At 61.4% G+C, this 18,606-nt stretch carries 17 protein-coding genes; 15 read left to right on the top strand and 2 right to left on the bottom strand.

The genetic code is table 11. From position 1 onward, the window contains the following. Nucleotides 1-2 precede the first annotated feature (2 nt). The 14 genes from atpB to hcnC all read left to right on the top strand — a co-directional run bounded on the left by atpB (nt 3) and on the right by hcnC (nt 14,243). Nucleotides 3-872: a F0F1 ATP synthase subunit A gene (gene atpB / locus P5705_RS08880; RefSeq protein ID WP_277460467.1), complete on the top strand. Its 870-nt coding sequence runs from the start codon at nt 3-5 to the stop codon at nt 870-872. A 143-nt stretch (nt 873-1,015) separates the two neighbouring features. Further along, nucleotides 1,016-1,273: a F0F1 ATP synthase subunit C gene (gene atpE, locus P5705_RS08875; RefSeq protein ID WP_003097235.1), complete on the top strand. Its 258-nt coding sequence runs from the start codon at nt 1,016-1,018 to the stop codon at nt 1,271-1,273. 58 nt (nt 1,274-1,331) lie between these two features. Further along, nucleotides 1,332-1,802 carry a F0F1 ATP synthase subunit B gene (locus P5705_RS08870; protein WP_023383136.1) on the top strand — a complete coding sequence of 157 codons (471 nt, stop codon included), beginning with the start codon at nt 1,332-1,334 and terminating at the stop codon, nt 1,800-1,802. 12 nt (nt 1,803-1,814) lie between these two features. Then, nucleotides 1,815-2,351, top strand: coding sequence for a F0F1 ATP synthase subunit delta (locus P5705_RS08865; RefSeq protein WP_277460466.1), 537 nt, complete (start codon nt 1,815-1,817; stop codon nt 2,349-2,351). A 21-nt stretch (nt 2,352-2,372) separates the two neighbouring features. Further along, the gene (gene atpA / locus P5705_RS08860; RefSeq protein ID WP_277460465.1) at nt 2,373-3,917 is read left to right on the top strand and encodes a F0F1 ATP synthase subunit alpha; all 1,545 of its coding nucleotides are present in this window, start codon (nt 2,373-2,375) and stop codon (nt 3,915-3,917) included. A 48-nt stretch (nt 3,918-3,965) separates the two neighbouring features. Next, nucleotides 3,966-4,826, top strand: coding sequence for a F0F1 ATP synthase subunit gamma (atpG, locus tag P5705_RS08855; protein ID WP_028690020.1), 861 nt, complete (start codon nt 3,966-3,968; stop codon nt 4,824-4,826). Between the two features lie 27 nt (nt 4,827-4,853). Next, the gene (gene atpD / locus P5705_RS08850; RefSeq protein ID WP_028690019.1) at nt 4,854-6,230 is read left to right on the top strand and encodes a F0F1 ATP synthase subunit beta; all 1,377 of its coding nucleotides are present in this window, start codon (nt 4,854-4,856) and stop codon (nt 6,228-6,230) included. Nucleotides 6,231-6,274: 44 nt separating this feature from the next. Then, on the top strand, nt 6,275-6,694 hold the full coding sequence (locus P5705_RS08845; protein WP_028690018.1) for a F0F1 ATP synthase subunit epsilon: 420 nt from the start codon (nt 6,275-6,277) through the stop codon (nt 6,692-6,694). Between the two features lie 122 nt (nt 6,695-6,816). After that, nucleotides 6,817-8,184: a bifunctional UDP-N-acetylglucosamine diphosphorylase/glucosamine-1-phosphate N-acetyltransferase GlmU gene (gene glmU, locus P5705_RS08840; protein WP_277460464.1), complete on the top strand. Its 1,368-nt coding sequence runs from the start codon at nt 6,817-6,819 to the stop codon at nt 8,182-8,184. A gap of 260 nt (nt 8,185-8,444) precedes the next feature. Next, complete coding sequence (locus P5705_RS08835) at nt 8,445-9,221, top strand: DeoR/GlpR family DNA-binding transcription regulator (RefSeq protein ID WP_277460463.1); 777 nt, start codon at nt 8,445-8,447, stop codon at nt 9,219-9,221. 2 nt (nt 9,222-9,223) lie between these two features. Further along, the gene (gene glmS, locus P5705_RS08830) at nt 9,224-11,059 is read left to right on the top strand and encodes a glutamine--fructose-6-phosphate transaminase (isomerizing) (RefSeq protein WP_277460462.1); all 1,836 of its coding nucleotides are present in this window, start codon (nt 9,224-9,226) and stop codon (nt 11,057-11,059) included. A gap of 225 nt (nt 11,060-11,284) precedes the next feature. After that, the gene (hcnA, locus tag P5705_RS08825; protein ID WP_277460461.1) at nt 11,285-11,599 is read left to right on the top strand and encodes a cyanide-forming glycine dehydrogenase subunit HcnA; all 315 of its coding nucleotides are present in this window, start codon (nt 11,285-11,287) and stop codon (nt 11,597-11,599) included. Further along, nucleotides 11,596-12,990 carry a cyanide-forming glycine dehydrogenase subunit HcnB gene (hcnB, locus tag P5705_RS08820; RefSeq protein WP_277460460.1) on the top strand — a complete coding sequence of 465 codons (1,395 nt, stop codon included), beginning with the start codon at nt 11,596-11,598 and terminating at the stop codon, nt 12,988-12,990. Before hcnA ends, hcnB begins: the two co-directional genes overlap by 4 nt. A gap of 2 nt (nt 12,991-12,992) precedes the next feature. After that, nucleotides 12,993-14,243, top strand: coding sequence for a cyanide-forming glycine dehydrogenase subunit HcnC (hcnC, locus tag P5705_RS08815; RefSeq protein WP_277460459.1), 1,251 nt, complete (start codon nt 12,993-12,995; stop codon nt 14,241-14,243). 56 nt (nt 14,244-14,299) lie between these two features. Here hcnC and lpdA read toward each other — a convergent pair whose 3' ends face one another. Beyond that, complete coding sequence (gene lpdA, locus P5705_RS08810; protein WP_277460458.1) at nt 14,300-15,700, bottom strand: dihydrolipoyl dehydrogenase; 1,401 nt, start codon at nt 15,698-15,700, stop codon at nt 14,300-14,302. Between the two features lie 209 nt (nt 15,701-15,909). Between lpdA and cfaB the strand changes: the two genes are divergently transcribed. Further along, nucleotides 15,910-17,094 (top strand): C17 cyclopropane fatty acid synthase CfaB, encoded by a 1,185-nt coding sequence (cfaB, locus tag P5705_RS08805; RefSeq protein ID WP_277460457.1) that lies wholly within the window; start codon nt 15,910-15,912, stop codon nt 17,092-17,094. A 35-nt stretch (nt 17,095-17,129) separates the two neighbouring features. Here the strand turns inward: cfaB and cls are convergent, their stop codons facing one another. Next, nucleotides 17,130-18,569, bottom strand: coding sequence for a cardiolipin synthase (gene cls / locus P5705_RS08800; RefSeq protein WP_277460456.1), 1,440 nt, complete (start codon nt 18,567-18,569; stop codon nt 17,130-17,132). Nucleotides 18,570-18,606 lie beyond the last annotated feature (37 nt).

Below are 18,606 nucleotides of genomic sequence, written 5' to 3'. Positions count from 1 at the left end.
CCATGGCAGCAGAAACCGCTTCGGGCTATATCCAGCACCACTTGCAGAACCTGACCTACGGTCAACTACCAGACGGCAGCTGGGGCTTCGCCCATTCGGCTGCGGAAGCCAAGGCAATGGGCTTCTGGGCGTTCCACGTGGACACCCTCGGCTGGTCCGTTGCGCTGGGTCTGATCTTCCTGTTCATCTTCCGCATGGCGGCCAAGAAGGCGACTTCCGGCCAACCGAGCGGTCTGCAGAACTTCGTGGAAGTGCTGGTGGACTTCGTCAACGGCAGTGTCAAGGACTCGTTCCACGGCCGTAGCCCGGTGATCGCCCCACTGGCGCTGACCATCTTCGTCTGGGTCTTCCTGATGAACGCCATCGACCTGGTACCGGTCGACTGGATCCCTCAGCTGGCGATTCTCATCTCCGGTGATCCGCACATTCCGTTCCGCGCTGTATCGACCACCGACCCGAACGCCACGCTGGCCATGGCCTTCAGCGTGTTCGCCCTGATCATCTTCTACAGCATCAAGGTCAAGGGCCTGGGCGGCTTCCTCGGCGAGCTCACGCTCCACCCGTTCGGCAGCAAGAACATCTTCGTTCAGATCCTGCTGATCCCGGTGAACTTCCTGCTCGAATTCGTCACCCTGATCGCCAAGCCGATCTCGCTGGCCCTGCGTCTGTTCGGCAACATGTACGCCGGCGAGCTGGTGTTCATCCTGATCGCCGTGATGTTCGGCGCCGGCATCCTCTGGCTCAGCGGCCTGGGTGTGGTGCTGCAGTGGGCGTGGGCGGTGTTCCACATCCTGATCATCACCCTGCAAGCCTTCATCTTCATGATGCTGACCATCGTCTACCTGTCGATGGCGCACGAAGATAACCATTAAGACCGCCTGGCGTGTCTGATAGCCTTCCCCGCCCGTTCGGGGGGAGGGCTTAAAAAGTCCGCAAGGGCAGCTGTACCAAACGATTTGTTTTACCGCTTCAAACTAAAAACCTAACCAATACGACGTAAAAGTCGGGAGGAAAGATGGAAACTGTAGTTGGTCTGACCGCTATCGCTGTTGCTCTGCTGATCGGCCTGGGTGCTCTGGGTACCGCCATTGGTTTCGGCCTGCTGGGCGGCAAGTTCCTGGAAGGCGCTGCTCGTCAACCAGAAATGGTTCCGATGCTGCAGGTCAAAATGTTCATCGTTGCCGGCCTGCTCGACGCCGTGACCATGATCGGTGTTGGTATCGCTCTGTTCTTCACCTTCGCAAACCCCTTCGTTGGTCAGATCGCCGGCTAATCACTCGTTTTTTACGAGTTGATTGCTGTGATGAACAAAGACCGAGCGAGGTGTTGGCGTGAACATTAATGCAACCCTGATTGGCCAATCCGTTGCTTTCCTGATTTTTGTACTCTTCTGCATGAAGTACGTATGGCCTCCGGTCATCACTGCTCTGCAAGAGCGCCAAAAGAAGATTGCCGACGGCTTGGACGCTGCCAACCGCGCAGCTCGCGACCTGGAGCTGGCCCAAGAGAAAGCGGGTCAGCAACTGCGTGAAGCGAAGGCACAGGCAGCCGAAATCATTGAGCAAAGCAAGAAACGCGCTGCTCAGCTTGTCGAGGAAGCCCGTGAACAGGCCCGCGTCGAAGCTGACCGTGTGAAGGCTCAGGCTCAAGCCGAGATCGAACAGGAACTGAACAGCGTCAAAGACGCCCTGCGTGCCCAAGTGGGTGCCCTGGCCGTTGGCGGTGCTGAAAAGATCCTTGGCGCCACAATCGATCAAAACGCGCATGCGGAGCTGGTTAACAAACTGGCCGCTGAAATTTAAGCGAGGGCGATCATGGCAGAACTGACCACGTTGGCCCGACCTTACGCTAAGGCGGCCTTCGAGCACGCCCAGGCCCATCAGCAACTGGCCAATTGGTCAGCCATGCTCGGCCTGGCTGCTGCGGTGTCGGAAGACGACACCATGCAGCGCCTGCTCAAGGCCCCGCAACTGACTAGCGCAGAAAAGGCCGCCGCATTCATTGAAGTGTGCGGTGACAAGTTTGACGCCCAGGCACAGAATTTCATTCATGTTGCCGCGGAAAACGAACGTCTCCTGCTTCTGCCGGAGATTTCGACTCTGTTCGACCTGTACAAGGCCGAGCAAGAGAAGTCCGTGGACGTGGAAGTCACCAGTGCTTTTGCGTTGAACCAAGAACAGCAAGACAAACTCGCCAAGGTTCTCAGTGCACGGTTAGGCCAGGAAGTGCGCCTGCACGCGTCGGAGGATGCCAGCCTGATCGGCGGCGTCGTCATCCGCGCCGGCGACCTGGTAATCGATGGCTCGGTTCGCGGCAAGATCGCGAAACTGGCCGAAGCATTGAAATCTTGAGTTTGAAGGGGCAGCAGAGCAATGCAGCAACTCAATCCTTCCGAAATTAGTGAAATCATCAAGGGCCGCATCGAGAAACTCGATGTCAGCTCCCAAGCCCGTAACGAAGGTACCGTCGTAAGCGTTTCCGACGGTATCGTACGGATCCACGGTCTGGCCGACGTCATGTACGGCGAAATGATCGAGTTCCCGGGCAGCGTCTTCGGTATGGCACTGAACCTGGAGCAAGACTCCGTAGGTGCAGTGATCCTGGGTGCCTATGACACCCTCGCCGAAGGCATGAGCGCCAAGTGCACCGGCCGCATCCTGGAAGTTCCGGTTGGTAAGGAACTGCTGGGTCGCGTCGTCGACGCACTGGGTAACCCGATCGACGGCAAAGGTCCTCTGGGCAACACCCAGACCGACGCGGTCGAGAAAGTAGCTCCAGGCGTGATCTGGCGTAAGTCGGTAGACCAGCCTGTACAGACTGGCTACAAGTCCGTCGACGCCATGATCCCTGTCGGCCGTGGCCAGCGCGAGCTGATCATCGGTGACCGTCAGATCGGCAAGACCGCCATGGCCATCGACGCCATCATCAACCAGAAAGACTCCGGTATTTTCTGTGTTTATGTTGCAGTCGGCCAGAAGCGTTCCACCGTTGCCAACATCGTTCGCAAGCTGGAAGAAGCTGGCGCCCTGGCCAACACCATCGTGGTCGTTGCCAGTGCTTCGGAATCCGCCGCGCTGCAGTTCCTGGCGCCTTACGCCGGCTGCACCATGGGCGAGTTCTTCCGTGACCGCGGTGAAGACGCCCTGATCGTTTACGATGACCTGTCCAAGCAGGCCGTTGCCTACCGTCAGATCTCCCTGCTGCTGCGCCGTCCACCAGGACGTGAAGCGTACCCAGGCGACGTGTTCTATCTCCACTCCCGTCTGCTGGAGCGTGCATCGCGCGTTTCCGAAGAGTACGTCGAGAAGTTCACCAACGGTGCCGTAACCGGCAAGACTGGCTCGCTGACCGCTCTGCCGATCATCGAAACCCAGGCTGGCGACGTTTCCGCGTTCGTTCCAACCAACGTGATCTCGATCACCGACGGTCAGATCTTCCTGGAATCGGCCATGTTCAACGCAGGCATCCGTCCTGCCGTTAACGCCGGTGTGTCGGTATCCCGTGTTGGTGGTGCCGCCCAGACCAAGATCATCAAGAAGCTGTCCGGTGGTATCCGTACCGCCCTGGCTCAGTACCGTGAACTGGCGGCATTCGCTCAGTTCGCTTCTGACCTGGACGAGGCTACCCGCAAGCAGCTGGAGCATGGTCAGCGCGTTACCGAGCTGATGAAGCAGAAGCAGTACGCGCCAATGTCGATCGCCGACATGGCCCTGTCGCTGTACGCCGCTGAGCGTGGTTTCCTGACCGACGTAGAAGTCGCCAAGGTCGGTAGCTTCGAGCAAGCTCTGATCGCCTACTTCAACCGTGATCACGCCGAACTGATGGCGAAGATCAACGTGAAGGGTGACTTCAACGACGAAATCGACGCTGGCATGAAAGCCGGTATCGAGAAGTTCAAGGCCACCCAGACCTGGTAAGCCGCAGCGGGGGCTCCGGCCCCCGCTTGCTAACCTGATAGGTGATACATGGCAGGCGCAAAAGAGATTCGCAGTAAGATTGCGAGCATCAAAAGCACGCAAAAAATTACCAGCGCCATGGAGAAAGTGGCGGTCAGCAAGATGCGCAAGGCACAAATGCGCATGGCTGCTAGCCGTCCTTACGCGGAGCGTATCCGCCAGGTGATCGGTCATCTGGCCAACGCCAACCCGGAATACCGCCACCCGTTCATGATCGAGCGCCCTGTAAAGCGCGCCGGTTATATCGTGGTGAGCAGTGACCGTGGTCTGTGCGGTGGCTTGAATACCAACCTGTTCAAGGCCCTGGTCAAGGACATGAACGAAAACCGCGAACAGGGCGTGGAAATCGACCTGTGCGTGATCGGCAGCAAGGGTGCGACTTTCTTCCGCATCTTTGGCGGCAACGTCGTAGCCGCGATCAGCCACCTGGGCGAAGAGCCATCGATCAATGATCTGATCGGCTCCGTCAAAGTGATGCTGGACGCCTACCTGGACGGCCGTATCGATCGCCTCTCGGTGGTTTCGAACAAGTTCATCAACACCATGACCCAAAAACCGACGGTAGAGCAGTTGGTACCGTTGGTGGCAACCCCGGATCAGGAACTCAAGCACCACTGGGACTACCTGTACGAACCCGACGCAAAAGAGCTGCTGGACGGCTTGATGGTGCGTTACGTGGAGTCGCAGGTGTACCAGGCGGTGGTCGAGAACAACGCTGCTGAACAAGCGGCCCGGATGATCGCCATGAAGAACGCCACAGACAACGCCGGTGATTTGATCAAAGAGCTTCAGTTGATCTACAACAAGGCGCGTCAGGCTGCGATCACCCAGGAGATCTCGGAAATCGTCGGCGGCGCTGCCGCGGTTTAACGGTTCAAAAATTCAGAGGATCCAGCTATGAGTAGCGGACGTATCGTTCAAATCATCGGCGCCGTCATCGACGTGGAATTCCCACGTGATGCCGTGCCGAGTGTTTACAACGCGCTGAAAGTACAAGGCGCGGAAACCACCCTGGAAGTTCAGCAGCAGCTGGGCGACGGCGTGGTTCGTACCATTGCGATGGGCTCGACCGAAGGTCTGAAGCGCGGTCTGGATGTCGTCGACACCAAGGCTGCCATCTCGGTACCTGTCGGCAAGGCAACCCTGGGCCGTATCATGGACGTCCTGGGCAACCCGATCGACGAAGCCGGCCCGATCGGCGAAGAAGAGCGTCGCGGTATCCACCAGCCAGCGCCTTCGTTCTCGGACCAGGCAGGCGGCAACGACCTGCTGGAAACCGGCATCAAGGTTATCGACCTGGTCTGCCCGTTCGCCAAGGGTGGTAAGGTTGGTCTGTTCGGTGGTGCCGGCGTCGGCAAGACCGTGAACATGATGGAACTGATCCGTAACATCGCCATGGAACACAGCGGTTATTCCGTGTTCGCTGGTGTGGGTGAGCGTACTCGTGAGGGTAACGACTTCTACCACGAGATGAAGGACTCCAACGTTCTCGACAAGGTAGCGCTGGTCTACGGTCAGATGAACGAGCCACCAGGAAACCGTCTGCGCGTAGCGCTGACCGGCCTGACCATGGCTGAGAAGTTCCGTGACGAAGGTAACGACGTTCTGCTGTTCGTCGACAACATCTATCGTTACACCCTGGCCGGTACCGAAGTATCCGCACTGCTGGGCCGTATGCCTTCGGCAGTAGGTTACCAGCCGACCCTGGCCGAAGAGATGGGCGTTCTGCAAGAGCGTATCACTTCGACCAAAGAAGGTTCGATCACCTCCGTTCAGGCCGTATACGTACCTGCGGACGACCTGACCGACCCGTCGCCAGCGACCACCTTCGCCCACTTGGACGCCACCGTCGTTCTGTCCCGTGACATCGCTTCCCTGGGTATCTACCCAGCGGTCGACCCACTGGACTCGACTTCGCGCCAGCTGGACCCGAACGTGATTGGCACCGAGCACTACGAGACCGCTCGTGGCGTTCAGTATGTTCTGCAGCGTTACAAAGAGCTGAAGGACATCATCGCGATCCTGGGTATGGACGAACTGTCTGAAGCCGACAAGCAACTGGTTGCCCGCGCTCGTAAGATCCAGCGCTTCCTGTCGCAGCCGTTCTTCGTGGCCGAAGTCTTCACCGGCTCGCCAGGCAAGTACGTTTCGCTCAAGGACACCATCGCTGGCTTCAGCGGTATCCTCAAAGGTGACTACGACCACCTGCCAGAACAAGCGTTCTACATGGTCGGCAGCATCGACGAAGCGATCGAGAAAGCCAAGAAACTGTAATCCCGGCGCCCCGCAAGGGGCGCTTTTCAGGTTGAGGCAAGCAGATGGCTATGACAGTCCATTGCGATATCGTCAGCGCGGAAGGAGAGATCTTCTCCGGCCTGGTCGAGATGGTAGTAGCGCACGGCAACCTGGGCGATCTGGGTATCGCTCCAGGCCACGCGCCGCTGATCACCAATCTCAAGCCTGGTCCGATCACGCTGACCAAGCAGGGTGGCACTCAAGAGGTGTATTACATCTCCGGTGGCTTCCTCGAAGTGCAGCCGAACATGGTCAAGGTTCTTGCCGACACCGTGCAGCGCGCTGCCGACCTGGACGAAGCTCAGGCTCAGGAAGCCCTCAAGGCTGCCGAGAACGCGCTGAACACTAAAGGCTCGGACTTCGACTACGGCGCTGCTGCCGCACGTCTGGCCGAGGCTGCAGCTCAGCTGCGTACTGTCCAGCAATTGCGCAAAGGCAAGTAATCTGGCTTTGGCCGGTCACTTCCATTGCGATTGAGTTAAAGGGTAGCCTCGGCTACCCTTTTTCTTTTTCTGAAACTCCCTCTTCGGTCACGTCCCTGACCGCCCAGGATTGGTAGCCAGTCATGTCCCTCGATATTGTCATTCTCGCCGCAGGCCAGGGCACCCGCATGCGTTCCGCACTGCCCAAGGTGCTGCACCCGGTCGCCGGCAACTCCATGCTTGGCCACGTTATCCACAGCGCGCGCCAACTGCAGCCGCAAGGTATCCACGTGGTCATCGGCCATGGTGCCGAGCAGGTACGTGAGCGACTGGCCGCTGACGATCTGAACTTCGTCATGCAGGATAAACAACTGGGTACCGGCCATGCCGTGGCCCAGGCGCTGCCGGCCATTACTGCCGACACCGTGCTGGTGCTGTACGGTGATGTGCCGCTGATCGAGGTGGAGACCTTGCAGCGCCTGCTGGCCAAGGTCAGCGAGCAGCAATTGGGCCTGCTCACCGTAACGTTGCAGGACCCGACCGGTTACGGTCGCATCGTGCGTGACGCGGTGGGTAACGTGACCGCTATCGTCGAGCACAAGGACGCCAGTGACGCGCAGAAGGCGATCAAGGAAGGCAATACCGGCATTCTTGCCTTGCCCGCAGCACGCTTGGCCGACTGGATGGGCCGCTTGTCCAACAACAATGCCCAGGGCGAGTACTACCTCACCGATGTGATCGCCATGGCCGTGGCCGATGGCTTGGTGGTAGCTACCGAGCAACCCCACGATCCGATGGAAGTGCAGGGGGCGAACGACCGTCGCCAGCTGGCTGAACTCGAGCGTCACTACCAGCTGCGTGAAGGCCGTCGCCTGATGGCCCAGGGTGTGACCCTGCGTGATCCAGCGCGTTTCGATGTGCGTGGCGAAGTCACCGTTGGCCGCGATGTACTGATCGATATCAACGTGATTCTCGAAGGCAAGGTGGTCATCGAGGATGATGTGCAGATCGGCCCTAACTGCGTGATCAAGGACAGTACTCTGCGCAAGGGCGTGGTAATCAAAGCCAACAGCCACATCGAAGGCGCGGTGATGGGTGAAGGCAGTGATGCCGGCCCGTTCGCTCGCCTGCGCCCAGGCAGCGTGCTTGAAGCCAAGGCCCATGTGGGTAACTTCGTCGAGCTGAAGAACGCGCACCTGGGCGAAGGCGCCAAGGCCGGTCACCTGACCTACCTGGGTGACGCCGAGATCGGCGCGCGCACCAACATCGGCGCCGGTACCATTACCTGCAACTACGATGGCGCCAACAAGTTCCGCACCGTGATGGGCGAGGATGTGTTCATCGGCTCCAACAACTCGTTGGTGGCACCTGTGGAAATCCAGGCCGGCGCCACCACAGCGGCGGGTTCGACCATCACCCAGACTGTGGAAGCCGGGCAACTGGGCGTGGCGCGAGCTCGCCAACGCAATATCGAAGGCTGGAAGCGGCCGAAGAAGATCAAGAAGAGCTGATTATCCACAGCCCTTTCGATCGAAAGCCGACTTACTTGAGTAAGTCGGCTTTTTTATTGTTCGTGATGGCCTCTTCGCCGGCAAGGCCGGCTCCTACAGCTGGCGCTATACCTGTAGGAGCCGGCCTTGCCGGCGAATGGGCCAGCGTTACCGTCAGCCATTTATCCACAGCCTGCATTTTCTGATCAGTAGCCTTGACGAATCCTTCATCTTAGGTTTTGATTGCAACCCATATCTTTCGAATCGAAACTTAAGCGCCAATGTCGAAACGAAACACGCCCCAACGCCGCCGTAACATACTGGCCTTGCTCAGCGAGAAGGGCGAGGTAAGTGTGGATGCGCTGGCCAAGCGCTTCGAAACCTCGGAAGTGACTATCCGCAAGGATCTCGCGGCGCTGGAATCCCATGGCCTATTGCTGCGTCGTTATGGTGGCGCGGTACCCGTTCCGCAAGAGATGCTGGGCGAACCCGCGCAGCCTGTCTCGGCCTACAAGAAAGCCATCGCCCGGGCCGCCGTGGGCCGGATTCGTGAACACGCGCGCATCATCATCGACAGCGGCAGCACCACGGCCGCCATGATCCCGGAACTGGGCCGCCAGCCGGGCCTGGTGGTGATGACCAACTCCTTGAACGTGGCCCGTGCCATCAGCGAGCTCGAGCATGAGCCAGTGCTGCTGATGACCGGTGGTACCTGGGATCCGCATTCCGAATCGTTCCAGGGGCAGGTCGCCGAGCAGGTTCTGCGCTCCTACGATTTCGACCAGTTGTTCATTGGTGCCGACGGCATCGACCTCAACCGTGGCACTACGACCTTCAATGAACTGCTCGGCCTGAGCCGGGTCATGGCCGAGGTGGCCCGTGAGGTGATCGTGATGGTCGAATCCGACAAGGTCGGGCGCAAGATCCCCAACCTCGAGCTGCCCTGGGGCAGCGTGCATACCCTTATTACAGACGAACGCCTGCCCACAGCGGCACGCGAACACATTCAAGCCCGCGGCATCAACCTGATCTGTGCCGCGATCAGCCAGGAGCAATAACCATGTGTGGAATCGTTGGTGCCGTAGCCGAGCGCAACATCACGGCCATCCTCATCGAAGGTCTCAAACGCCTCGAGTACCGTGGCTATGACAGCGCCGGCCTGGCTGTCTACACCCAGCAGGGTGAACTGCAGCGTCGCCGCCGCATCGGCAAGGTCGCCGAACTGGACGCCGCCAATGCCGCCGACCCGCTGGTCGGCCAGCTGGGCATCGCCCACACCCGTTGGGCCACCCATGGTGCGCCGACCGAGGGCAATGCCCACCCGCACTTCTCTGGCAGCGATGTAGCGGTGGTGCACAACGGCATCATCGAAAACCACGAAGAGCTGCGTGAGGAGCTCAAGGGGCTGGGTTATGTGTTCGTCTCGCAGACCGACACCGAGGTCATCGTCCATCTGATTCACCACACCCTCAAGAGCATCCCGGACCTCACCGATGCCCTCAAGTCTGTAGTCAAGCGCCTGCACGGCGCCTATGGCCTGGCGTTGATCAACAAGGCGCAGCCCGATCGCCTGGTGGCTGCGCGCAGTGGCAGCCCGCTGGTGATCGGCTTGGGTCTCGGTGAGAACTTCCTCGCCTCCGACCAGTTGGCCCTGCGCCAGGTCACCGACCGCTTCATGTACCTGGAGGAGGGCGACATCGCCGAGATCCGCCGCGACCAGGTGAAGGTCTGGGATCAGGCCGGCCACCCCGTCCAGCGTGAAACCGTGCAGTATCACGAAGGCGCCGAAGCAGCCGACAAGGGTGCGTTCCGCCACTTCATGCTCAAGGAGATCCATGAGCAGCCGACCGTGGTACAGCGCACCCTGGAAGGTCGCCTGGGCAAGGACCACGTGATGGTCCAGGCCTTCGGCCCGAAGGCGGCCGAGCTGTTCGCCAAAGTGCGTAATGTGCAGATCGTCGCCTGCGGCACCAGCTACCACGCCGGCATGGTTGCCCGTTACTGGCTCGAAAGCCTGGCCGGTATTCCGTGCCAGGTGGAAGTGGCCAGCGAGTTCCGCTACCGCAAGGTCGTGGTGCAGCCAGACACCCTGTTCGTCTCCATCTCCCAGTCGGGCGAGACCGCCGATACCCTGGCAGCCCTGCGCAATGCCAAGGAGCTGGGCTTCCTGGGCAGCCTGGCGATCTGCAACGTCGGCATCAGTTCGTTGGTACGTGAATCCGACCTGACCCTGCTGACCCTGGCAGGCCCGGAAATCGGCGTGGCTTCGACCAAGGCCTTCACCACTCAGCTGGTGTCGCTGATGTTGCTGACCCTGGCCCTCGGCCAAGTGCGCGGCACCCTGGAAGCCGGTGTCGAAGCCGAGCTGGTGGAAGAGCTGCGTCGCCTGCCGGCTCGCCTGGGTGAGGCGCTGGCGATGGACAGCGTGGTGGAGAAGACAGCCGAGCTGTTCGCCGACAAGCACCACACCCTGTTCCTCGGCCGCGGTGCCCAGTACCCGGTGGCGATGGAAGGTGCGCTCAAGCTCAAGGAAATCTCCTACATCCACGCTGAAGCCTACCCGGCCGGTGAGCTCAAGCACGGCCCGCTGGCGCTGGTGGACAACGATATGCCGGTGGTCACTGTGGCGCCGAACAACGAGCTGCTGGAAAAGCTCAAGTCCAACCTGCAGGAAGTACGCGCCCGTGGTGGCGAGCTGGTGGTGTTCGCCGACGAGAACGCCGGCATGAGCAATGGCGAGGGCACCCATGTGATCAAGGTGCCACACATCAATGACGCCCTCGCGCCGATCCTCTACACCATCCCGCTGCAGCTGCTGTCGTACTACGTCGCGGTGCTCAAGGGCACCGATGTCGACCAGCCGCGCAACCTGGCCAAGTCGGTGACGGTCGAGTAAGGCCATCACAATATTCGCTGCCGAGAAAACGCCCCTGCTAGCCAGGGGCGTTTTCATTTGCGGCGGCCGCATCGGCATAGCCAAACATTCCGTCCGGATCGTGACCCAGGTTGCAGTTCGTCATCTGAGGAAAACCCCTACGACTGGCATCTGGCATGGATCAATGTTTTCACATTGCGTTTCACCTAACGTCGCCGTCTCACGAGCCACCAAGGACGACAGGAAATGCAGATTCTGGAACGAAAGTACGATATTCAGCCGCTGGAGGACGCCGAGATGACCTTGCTGGTCAACGGCCTGCCCACCGTGGCGAGCGCGGGCGAAACCGTCCTCAGTGTGCTCAATGCGGTCGGCCTGCGCCAGTTGGCGCTCAATGATCATGGCCAGCTCAGCGGTGCCTATTGCGGCATGGGCGTCTGCCACTGCTGCCTGGTGCAGATCGATGGCCGGCCCAAGCGGCGCGCCTGCCAGACCGTGGTGAGGCCCGGCATGCGCGTGGAGACCGAGGTCAACCGTGTGCAAGAGGAGGAGCGTCCATGAGCCTGCGTCCTGTGATCGTCGGTGGTGGCTCGGCCGGCATGGGGGCGGCCATCGAGCTGGCCGAGCATGGTGTCGATTGCCTGTTGTTCGACGAAGCGTCACGCCCTGGCGGGGTGGTCTATCGCGGCCCGCTGCGCGCGGGTGTCGACCTGGGCTACCTGGGGCCACGCTACACCAAGGCACTGAACAAGCTGCACGAGGATTTCGCCGCCAGCGCCCAACACATCGACTTGCGCCTGAACCACCGGGTTGTGGGTGGGGACGATCAACGCTTGATGGTGCTCGACGGCGATGAGCACCTGCACGAGATCGACTATTCCCACCTGTTGTTGGCCGCCGGTTGCCACGAACGCAACGTGCCGTTCCCGGGCTGGACGCTACCGGGTGTCATCCTGCTGGGTGGGCTGCAGCTGCAAATCAAGAGCGGCGTGGTCAAACCCCTGGGCAGTACCCTGATCGCCGGCACCGGGCCGCTGCTGCCGCTGGTGGCTTGCCAGCTGCACGCCGCTGGCGCCAAGGTTGCCGGCGTATACGAAGCCTGTTCGTTCAACCGCATTGCCAAGGAAAGCCTGGCGCTGATGAACAAGCCGCAGTTGTTCCTCGATGGCTTGAGCATGCTTGCCTACATGAAGCTCAACGGTATCCCCATGCACTACGGCTGGGGTGTGGTTGGCGCCACCGGGGAAGGGGAGTTGCGCGAAGTCAGCGTCGCGCCCTACACCCAGGACTGGAAGCCGGACATGACCCGCGTCCAGCGCGAGTCGGTGCAGACCCTGGCCGTGGGCTACGGTTTCATTCCGCGTACCCAGCTCAGCCAGCAGTTGGGGCTGGCGCATGGCTTCAGCGAGGACGGCTATCTGCGTGCCGAGTGCAACGTCTGGCAGCAGAGCAGCCGAGCCAATGTGCACCTGGCCGGTGACATGGCCGGGATTCGTGGCGGTGAGGCAGCCATGCTGACCGGGCGTATCGCCGCGGTGTCGATGCTCCAGCAGATGGGCAAGCTTGATGCCGAGAATGCTATCGAACGGCGCGAGCAGTACCTGGGCAAGCTGGCGGCGATCAAGCGTTTCCGCTCTGGTGTGGAACGCTACACCGCGCGTGGCGCCGCACAGATCGACCTGCCCCAGGCCGATACAGTGATCTGCCGCTGCGAGCATGTGACCCGCGACCAGATCGACCTGGCCCTGGAGCAGGGCGTGCAGGACATGGCCAGCCTGAAGATGCGCACCCGGGTGAGCATGGGCGATTGCCAGGGGCGCATGTGCGTCGGCTATTGCAGCGATCGCCTGCGCAGCGCCACCGGGCGCAAGGACGTGGGCTGGCTGCGGCCGCGCTTCCCGGTGGACCCGATTCCGTTTTCCGCATTCGAACAACTGGCCACGGAGGCCTGAGCATGAACAAGCATTACGACATCATCATCGCGGGCGGCGGGGTGATCGGCGCGTCCTGTGCCTACCAGTTGTCCAAGCGCGGCAACCTGAAGATCGCGCTGATCGACTGCAAGCGGCCAGGCAATGCGACGCGCGCCTCGGCGGGCGGGCTATGGGCCATCGGTGAATCGGTGGGGTTGGGGTGCGGGGTGATCTTCTTCCGCATGATGTCCACGCGCAGCAAGCGTGAAGCCCATGGCGCGGCCGTGGCGGTGGATTCCAGCACGCCGCATATCCTGCCGCAGTGCTTCTTCGATTTCGCCCTGCAGTCCAACGCGATTTATCCACAGCTGCACCAGGAACTGATCGAGCGCCACGGCATGGACTTCAAGTTCGAGCGCACCGGGCTCAAGTACATCATCCAGGATGAAGAGGACCAGTTGTACGCCGAACACATCGTCAAGCAGATCCCCCACCTGGCCGACCAGGTACGCTGGCTTGACCGCGATGCACTGCGTGCCACTGAGCCTGCGGTGACATTGAAGGCCACCGGTGCGCTGGAGTTCCTGTGCGATCACCAGGTCAGCCCGTTCCGCCTGGGCGATGCGTTCATGGAGGCGGCGCGGCAGAACGGCGTCGACCTTTACCCCAACGTGAACATCACCGGCGTACTGCACGAAGGTTCGCGGATCAAGGGCGTGCGCACCGCCGAAGCCGGCGAGTTCCACTGCGGCACATTGATCAACGCCGCTGGCGCCTGGGCGGCCGAACTCAGCGAATGGGCGACGGGGGAGAGCATTCCGGTCAAGCCGGTGAAGGGGCAGATCGTCCTGACCGAGCGCCTGCCCAAGCTGCTCGATGGCTGCCTGACCACCAGCGATTGCTACATGGCGCAGAAGGACAACGGCGAGATCCTGATCGGCAGTACGACCGAGGAGAAGGGTTTCGATGTCAGCAACACCTTCCCGGAGATCAATGGGTTGGTGCAGGGGGCGATACGGTGCGTGCCGCAGCTGGCGCAGGTCAACCTCAAGCGCACCTGGGCCGGACTGCGTCCGGGATCGCCGGATGAACTACCGATCCTCGGGCCTGTGGATAATGTCCAGGGCTATTTCAATGCCTGTGGACACTTCCGTACCGGGATCCTCACGTCGGCCATTACCGGGGTGCTGCTGGACAAGGTTGTCCACAACGAGCCGTTGCCGCTGGATATCACGCCGTTCCTGGCCTCACGGTTTCGGGAGGGGGTGGACAAGAAGCGGGTGCACGGCTGAAGACGGTTCGCCGGCAAGCCGGCTCCTACGGGGGAGCAAGCCTGCCGGCGGGTCGATCAGATCTGCATTGCCTTGCCATCCACGTTCATCGCCGCCTGGCGCAGGGCCTCGGAGCGGGTCGGGTGCGGGTGGCAGATCAGGGCGATGTCTTCGGCGGAGGCGGCGAACTCCATCGCCACGCAGAACTCGCCGATCATCTCGCTCACGCTCGGGCCGACCAGGTGCACGCCCAGCACTTCGTCGGTGTTGGCGTCGGCGATGACCTTGGCGAAGCCTTCGGTCTCGTGGTTGATCTTGGCGCGGCTGTTGGCGGTGAAGGGGAACTTGCCGACCTTGTAGGCGCGGCCCTCGGCCTTGAGCTGCTCTTCGGTCTTGCCGACCGTGGCCAGTTCGGGGCGGGTATAGATGACGCCCGGGATCAGGTTGTAGTTGACCTCGTGGGGCTTGCCGGCGATGCGCTCGATGCAGGCGACCGCTTCGTCCTCGGCCTTGTGCGCCAGCATGGGGCCTGAGGTGACGTCGCCGATCACCCAGATGCCAGGCACCGAACTGCGGTGGTGATCGTTGGCGAGCATGCCGCGCTTGTCGGTTTCCAGCCCCACGCTTTCCAGGTTCAGGCCTTGGGTGTACGGGCGTCGGCCGATGGCCACCAGCACGTAGTCGGCTTGCAGGGTTTCGGCGGTGCCACCGGCGGCGGGCTCCAGGGTCAGGCTGACGCCGTCGGCCGAGGCCGTGGCCTGGGTGACTTTGCTGCCGAGCTTGAAGGTCATGCCCTGCTTGGCCAAGGCCTTCTGCAGCGTCTTGGCAGTCTCGTTGTCGGTGCCCGGGCAGATGCGGTCCAGGTACTCGATCACGGTCACTTCGGCACCCAGGCGACGCCATACCGAACCCAGCTCCAGGCCGATCACGCCGGCACCGATCACCACCAGGTGCTTGGGAACCTGGGGCAGGGCGAGCGCGCCGGTGGAGTCGATGATGCGCTGGTTGTCGATGGTCACGCCGGGCAGCGGCGTGGGTTCGGAGCCGGTGGCGATGACGATGTCCTTGGCCTGCAGGGTGGTTTCGCTGCCGTCCTCGGCCTTGACGACCACCTTGCCAACGCCATCCAGACGACCCCAACCCTTGACCCAGTCGACCTTGTTCTTGCGAAACAGGTACTCGATGCCCTTGGTCAGGCCGGTCACGCTCTCGTCCTTCTGCTTCATCATCTGGGCCAGGTTCAGGGTCGGCTTGACCTCGATACCCAGGTGCGCGAACTCCTCGCCACTGGCCGCCTCGAACAGCTCGGAGGCATGCAGCAGTGCCTTGGAGGGCATGCAGCCCACGTTCAGGCAGGTGCCGCCGAGGGTCGAACGGCCTTCGACACAGGCCACGCTCAGGCCCAGCTGGCCGGCGCGGATGGCTGCGTTGTAGCCGCCGGGGCCGCCGCCGATGATCACCACGTCATAGGATTTCATGGGTTCTACTCCAGAGTGAGGAAGCGAAGAGGGGCACAAGGTTAGTCCGAGCGCGAAGGATTGTATACAATCTGTTGGGCTCGCCGCGCCAGAAGGTGCTAGACCATGGTTTCGATTAACGGAAACTTCGCACGAATGAACTACCCTGATCCGGTGACGTCCGTAATGTAAGGCGTGGCGTCCCGAATCAAAGATAGGGAGGGTCATGAATGCTTGCGCAACTTCCACCCGCGTTGCAGAGCCTGCACTTGCCTTTGCGCGTCAAGCTGTGGGACGGCAACCACTTCGATCTCGGGCCCAGCCCCCAGGTCACCATCCTGGTCAAGGAACCCCAACTGATCGCCCAGCTCACTCACCCCAGCCTGGCCGAGCTCGGCGCGGCCTTCGTCGAGGGCAAGCTGGACCTGGAGGGCGATATCGGTGAGGTCATCCGCGTGTGTGACGAGCTCAGTGAAGCGCTGCTCAAGGGGGAAGACGAACCTCAAGCCGTCCGTACTGCGCATGACAAGCGCACCGACGCCGAAGCCATCTCCTATCACTACGACCTGTCCAACGCGTTCTATCAGCTCTGGCTGGATCCGGACATGGCTTACTCCTGCGCCTACTTCAAGGAACCGGACAACACCCTGGCCCAGGCGCAACAGGACAAGTTCGATCTCCTGTGTCGCAAGCTGCGCTTGCAGGCCGGGGACTACCTGCTCGATGTCGGTTGCGGCTGGGGTGGGCTGGCGCGTTTCGCCGCCCGTGAATATGGCGCCAGGGTGTTCGGTATCACCCTGAGCAAGGAGCAATTGCAGTTGGCCCGTGCACGGGTCAAGGAAGAGGGGCTGGACGACAAGGTCGATCTGCAGATACTCGACTACCGCGACTTGCCCGAGGATGGCCGTTTCGACAAGGTGGTCAGTGTGGGCATGTTCGAACATGTCGGGCACGCCAACCTGGAACTGTATTGCCGGAAGTTGTTCAGCGCGGTGCGTGAGGGCGGCCTGGTGATGAACCATGGAATCACCGCCAAGCATGTGGACGGCCGCCCGGTCGGGCGTGGCGCGGGTGAGTTCATCGACCGCTATGTCTTCCCCCACGGCGAGCTGCCGCACATCTCGATGATCACCGCCAGCATTGGTGAAGTGGGCCTGGAGGTGGTCGATGTGGAGAGCTTGCGCCTGCACTACGCCAAGACCCTCAACCATTGGAGCGAGAACCTGGAGAACCAGCTGCACCGCGCGGCAGCGCTGGTGCCTGAGCAGGCCCTGCGTATCTGGCGCCTGTACTTGGCCGGCTGTGCCTACGCGTTCTCCAAGGGTTGGATCAACCTGCACCAGATTCTCGCTGTGAAGCCCTACGCGGACGGCCACCATGACCTGCCGTGGACGCGTGAGGATCTCTACCGCTGAGACAACAAGGGCCTGCTTCAAGCAGGCCCTTGGTTTTACAGGATCGGTGAAATCAATCGGGCGATGCGCATCCCCAACTGTTGCAGGCGGTGGGTGTCGCGACTGTCCTCCGCAGTGATCTCCCGTGCCTGGTCGAAGTCGCTCCGCAGCATTTGTTCCACCTGGTCCGCGAAGGCGCGATCCACGGTCAGCAGGGTGATCTCGAAGTTCAGACGGAAGGAGCGGTTGTCCAGGTTGGCGCTGCCGATGGCGCTCACCTCATCGTCCACCAGCACCACCTTCTGGTGCAGGAACCCCGGCTGGTAACGGAACATGCGCACCCCAGCGCGCACCGCTTCGAAGGCGAACAGGCTGGAGGCGGCATAGACGATGCGATGATCTGGGCGCGAGGGGATCAGGACGCGAACATCCACCCCGCGCAACACAGCCAGGCGCAGGGCCGCGAAAATCGCTTCGTCGGGGATGAAGTAGGGGCTGGTGATCCACACGCGGCGGGTGGCCGAGTGGATGGCCTCCAGGAAGAACAGCGCACAGGTTTCCTGCGGGTCCGCCGGGCCACTGGCCAGCGCCTGACAGAGCACGCCGTTCTCGGGGTAGGTATCTGGCAGGATCAACGGTGGCAGCTGGCGTGTGGCCCAGTACCAATCTTCGGCGAACGACTCCTGCAGGCAGGCCAGCACCGGGCCGGCGATCTGCACATGGGTGTCGCGCCAGGGCGACAGATGGGGATTGGCGCCGAGGTACTCATCCCCCACGTTGTGCCCACCGAGGAAACCACGCACGCCATCCACCACCACGATCTTGCGGTGGTTGCGGAAGTTGACCTGGAAGCGGTTGAACCATCCGCGGCGGGTGGCGAACGCGTGGATCTGTACACCGCCGTCCCGCAGCACCTGGCTGTAGCTACCCGGCAAGGCGTGGCTGCCGACCCGGTCATAGAGCACGAATACCTGTACCCCTTCGGCGGCCTTGCGTATCAGCAACTGTTGCAACTGCCTGCCCAGGGTATCGTCGTGGATGATGAAGAACTGCACCAGCACCGTGTTCCGGGCGGCCTCGATGGCAGAGAAGATAGCCTTGAAGGTGGCTTTGCCGTCGATCAGCAGCTTGACTTCATTATTGGCCAGGCAAGGCATTCGCCCGAGCTTGGGCATCGCTCGCAAGGCTGCGTAACTGTCGGACTCGCGCGCGGTCAACGCCTCTTCGACCCAGGGACGCCAGTTGAGGTTGGCCATGGCCACGTGCATTTCCTGGTTGGCCTGGCGACGCGCCTGGATGTAGGCGTAGAACGAGCGGGCACCGAAGATCAGGTAGGGGATGAGGGTGAAGTAGGGGATGAACAGCAATGACAAGGCCCAGGCGATTGCGCCTTGGGCGGTACGCACGGTGAACACCGCATGCAGCGCGGCGATGATGCCGAACAGATGAATCAGGCCGATCAAGTAACCGAAGAAGTAGGGGCTGTGGTAATCCATACGCATCCTGCTTGCCAATCACACTGCTGCCTAACAG

It is taken from the genome of Pseudomonas entomophila, from assembly GCF_029478665.1.
GTDB classification, from domain to species: Bacteria; Pseudomonadota; Gammaproteobacteria; order Pseudomonadales; family Pseudomonadaceae; genus Aquipseudomonas; species Aquipseudomonas entomophila_F.
This window is presented reverse-complemented; position numbering and strand designations above follow the sequence as displayed.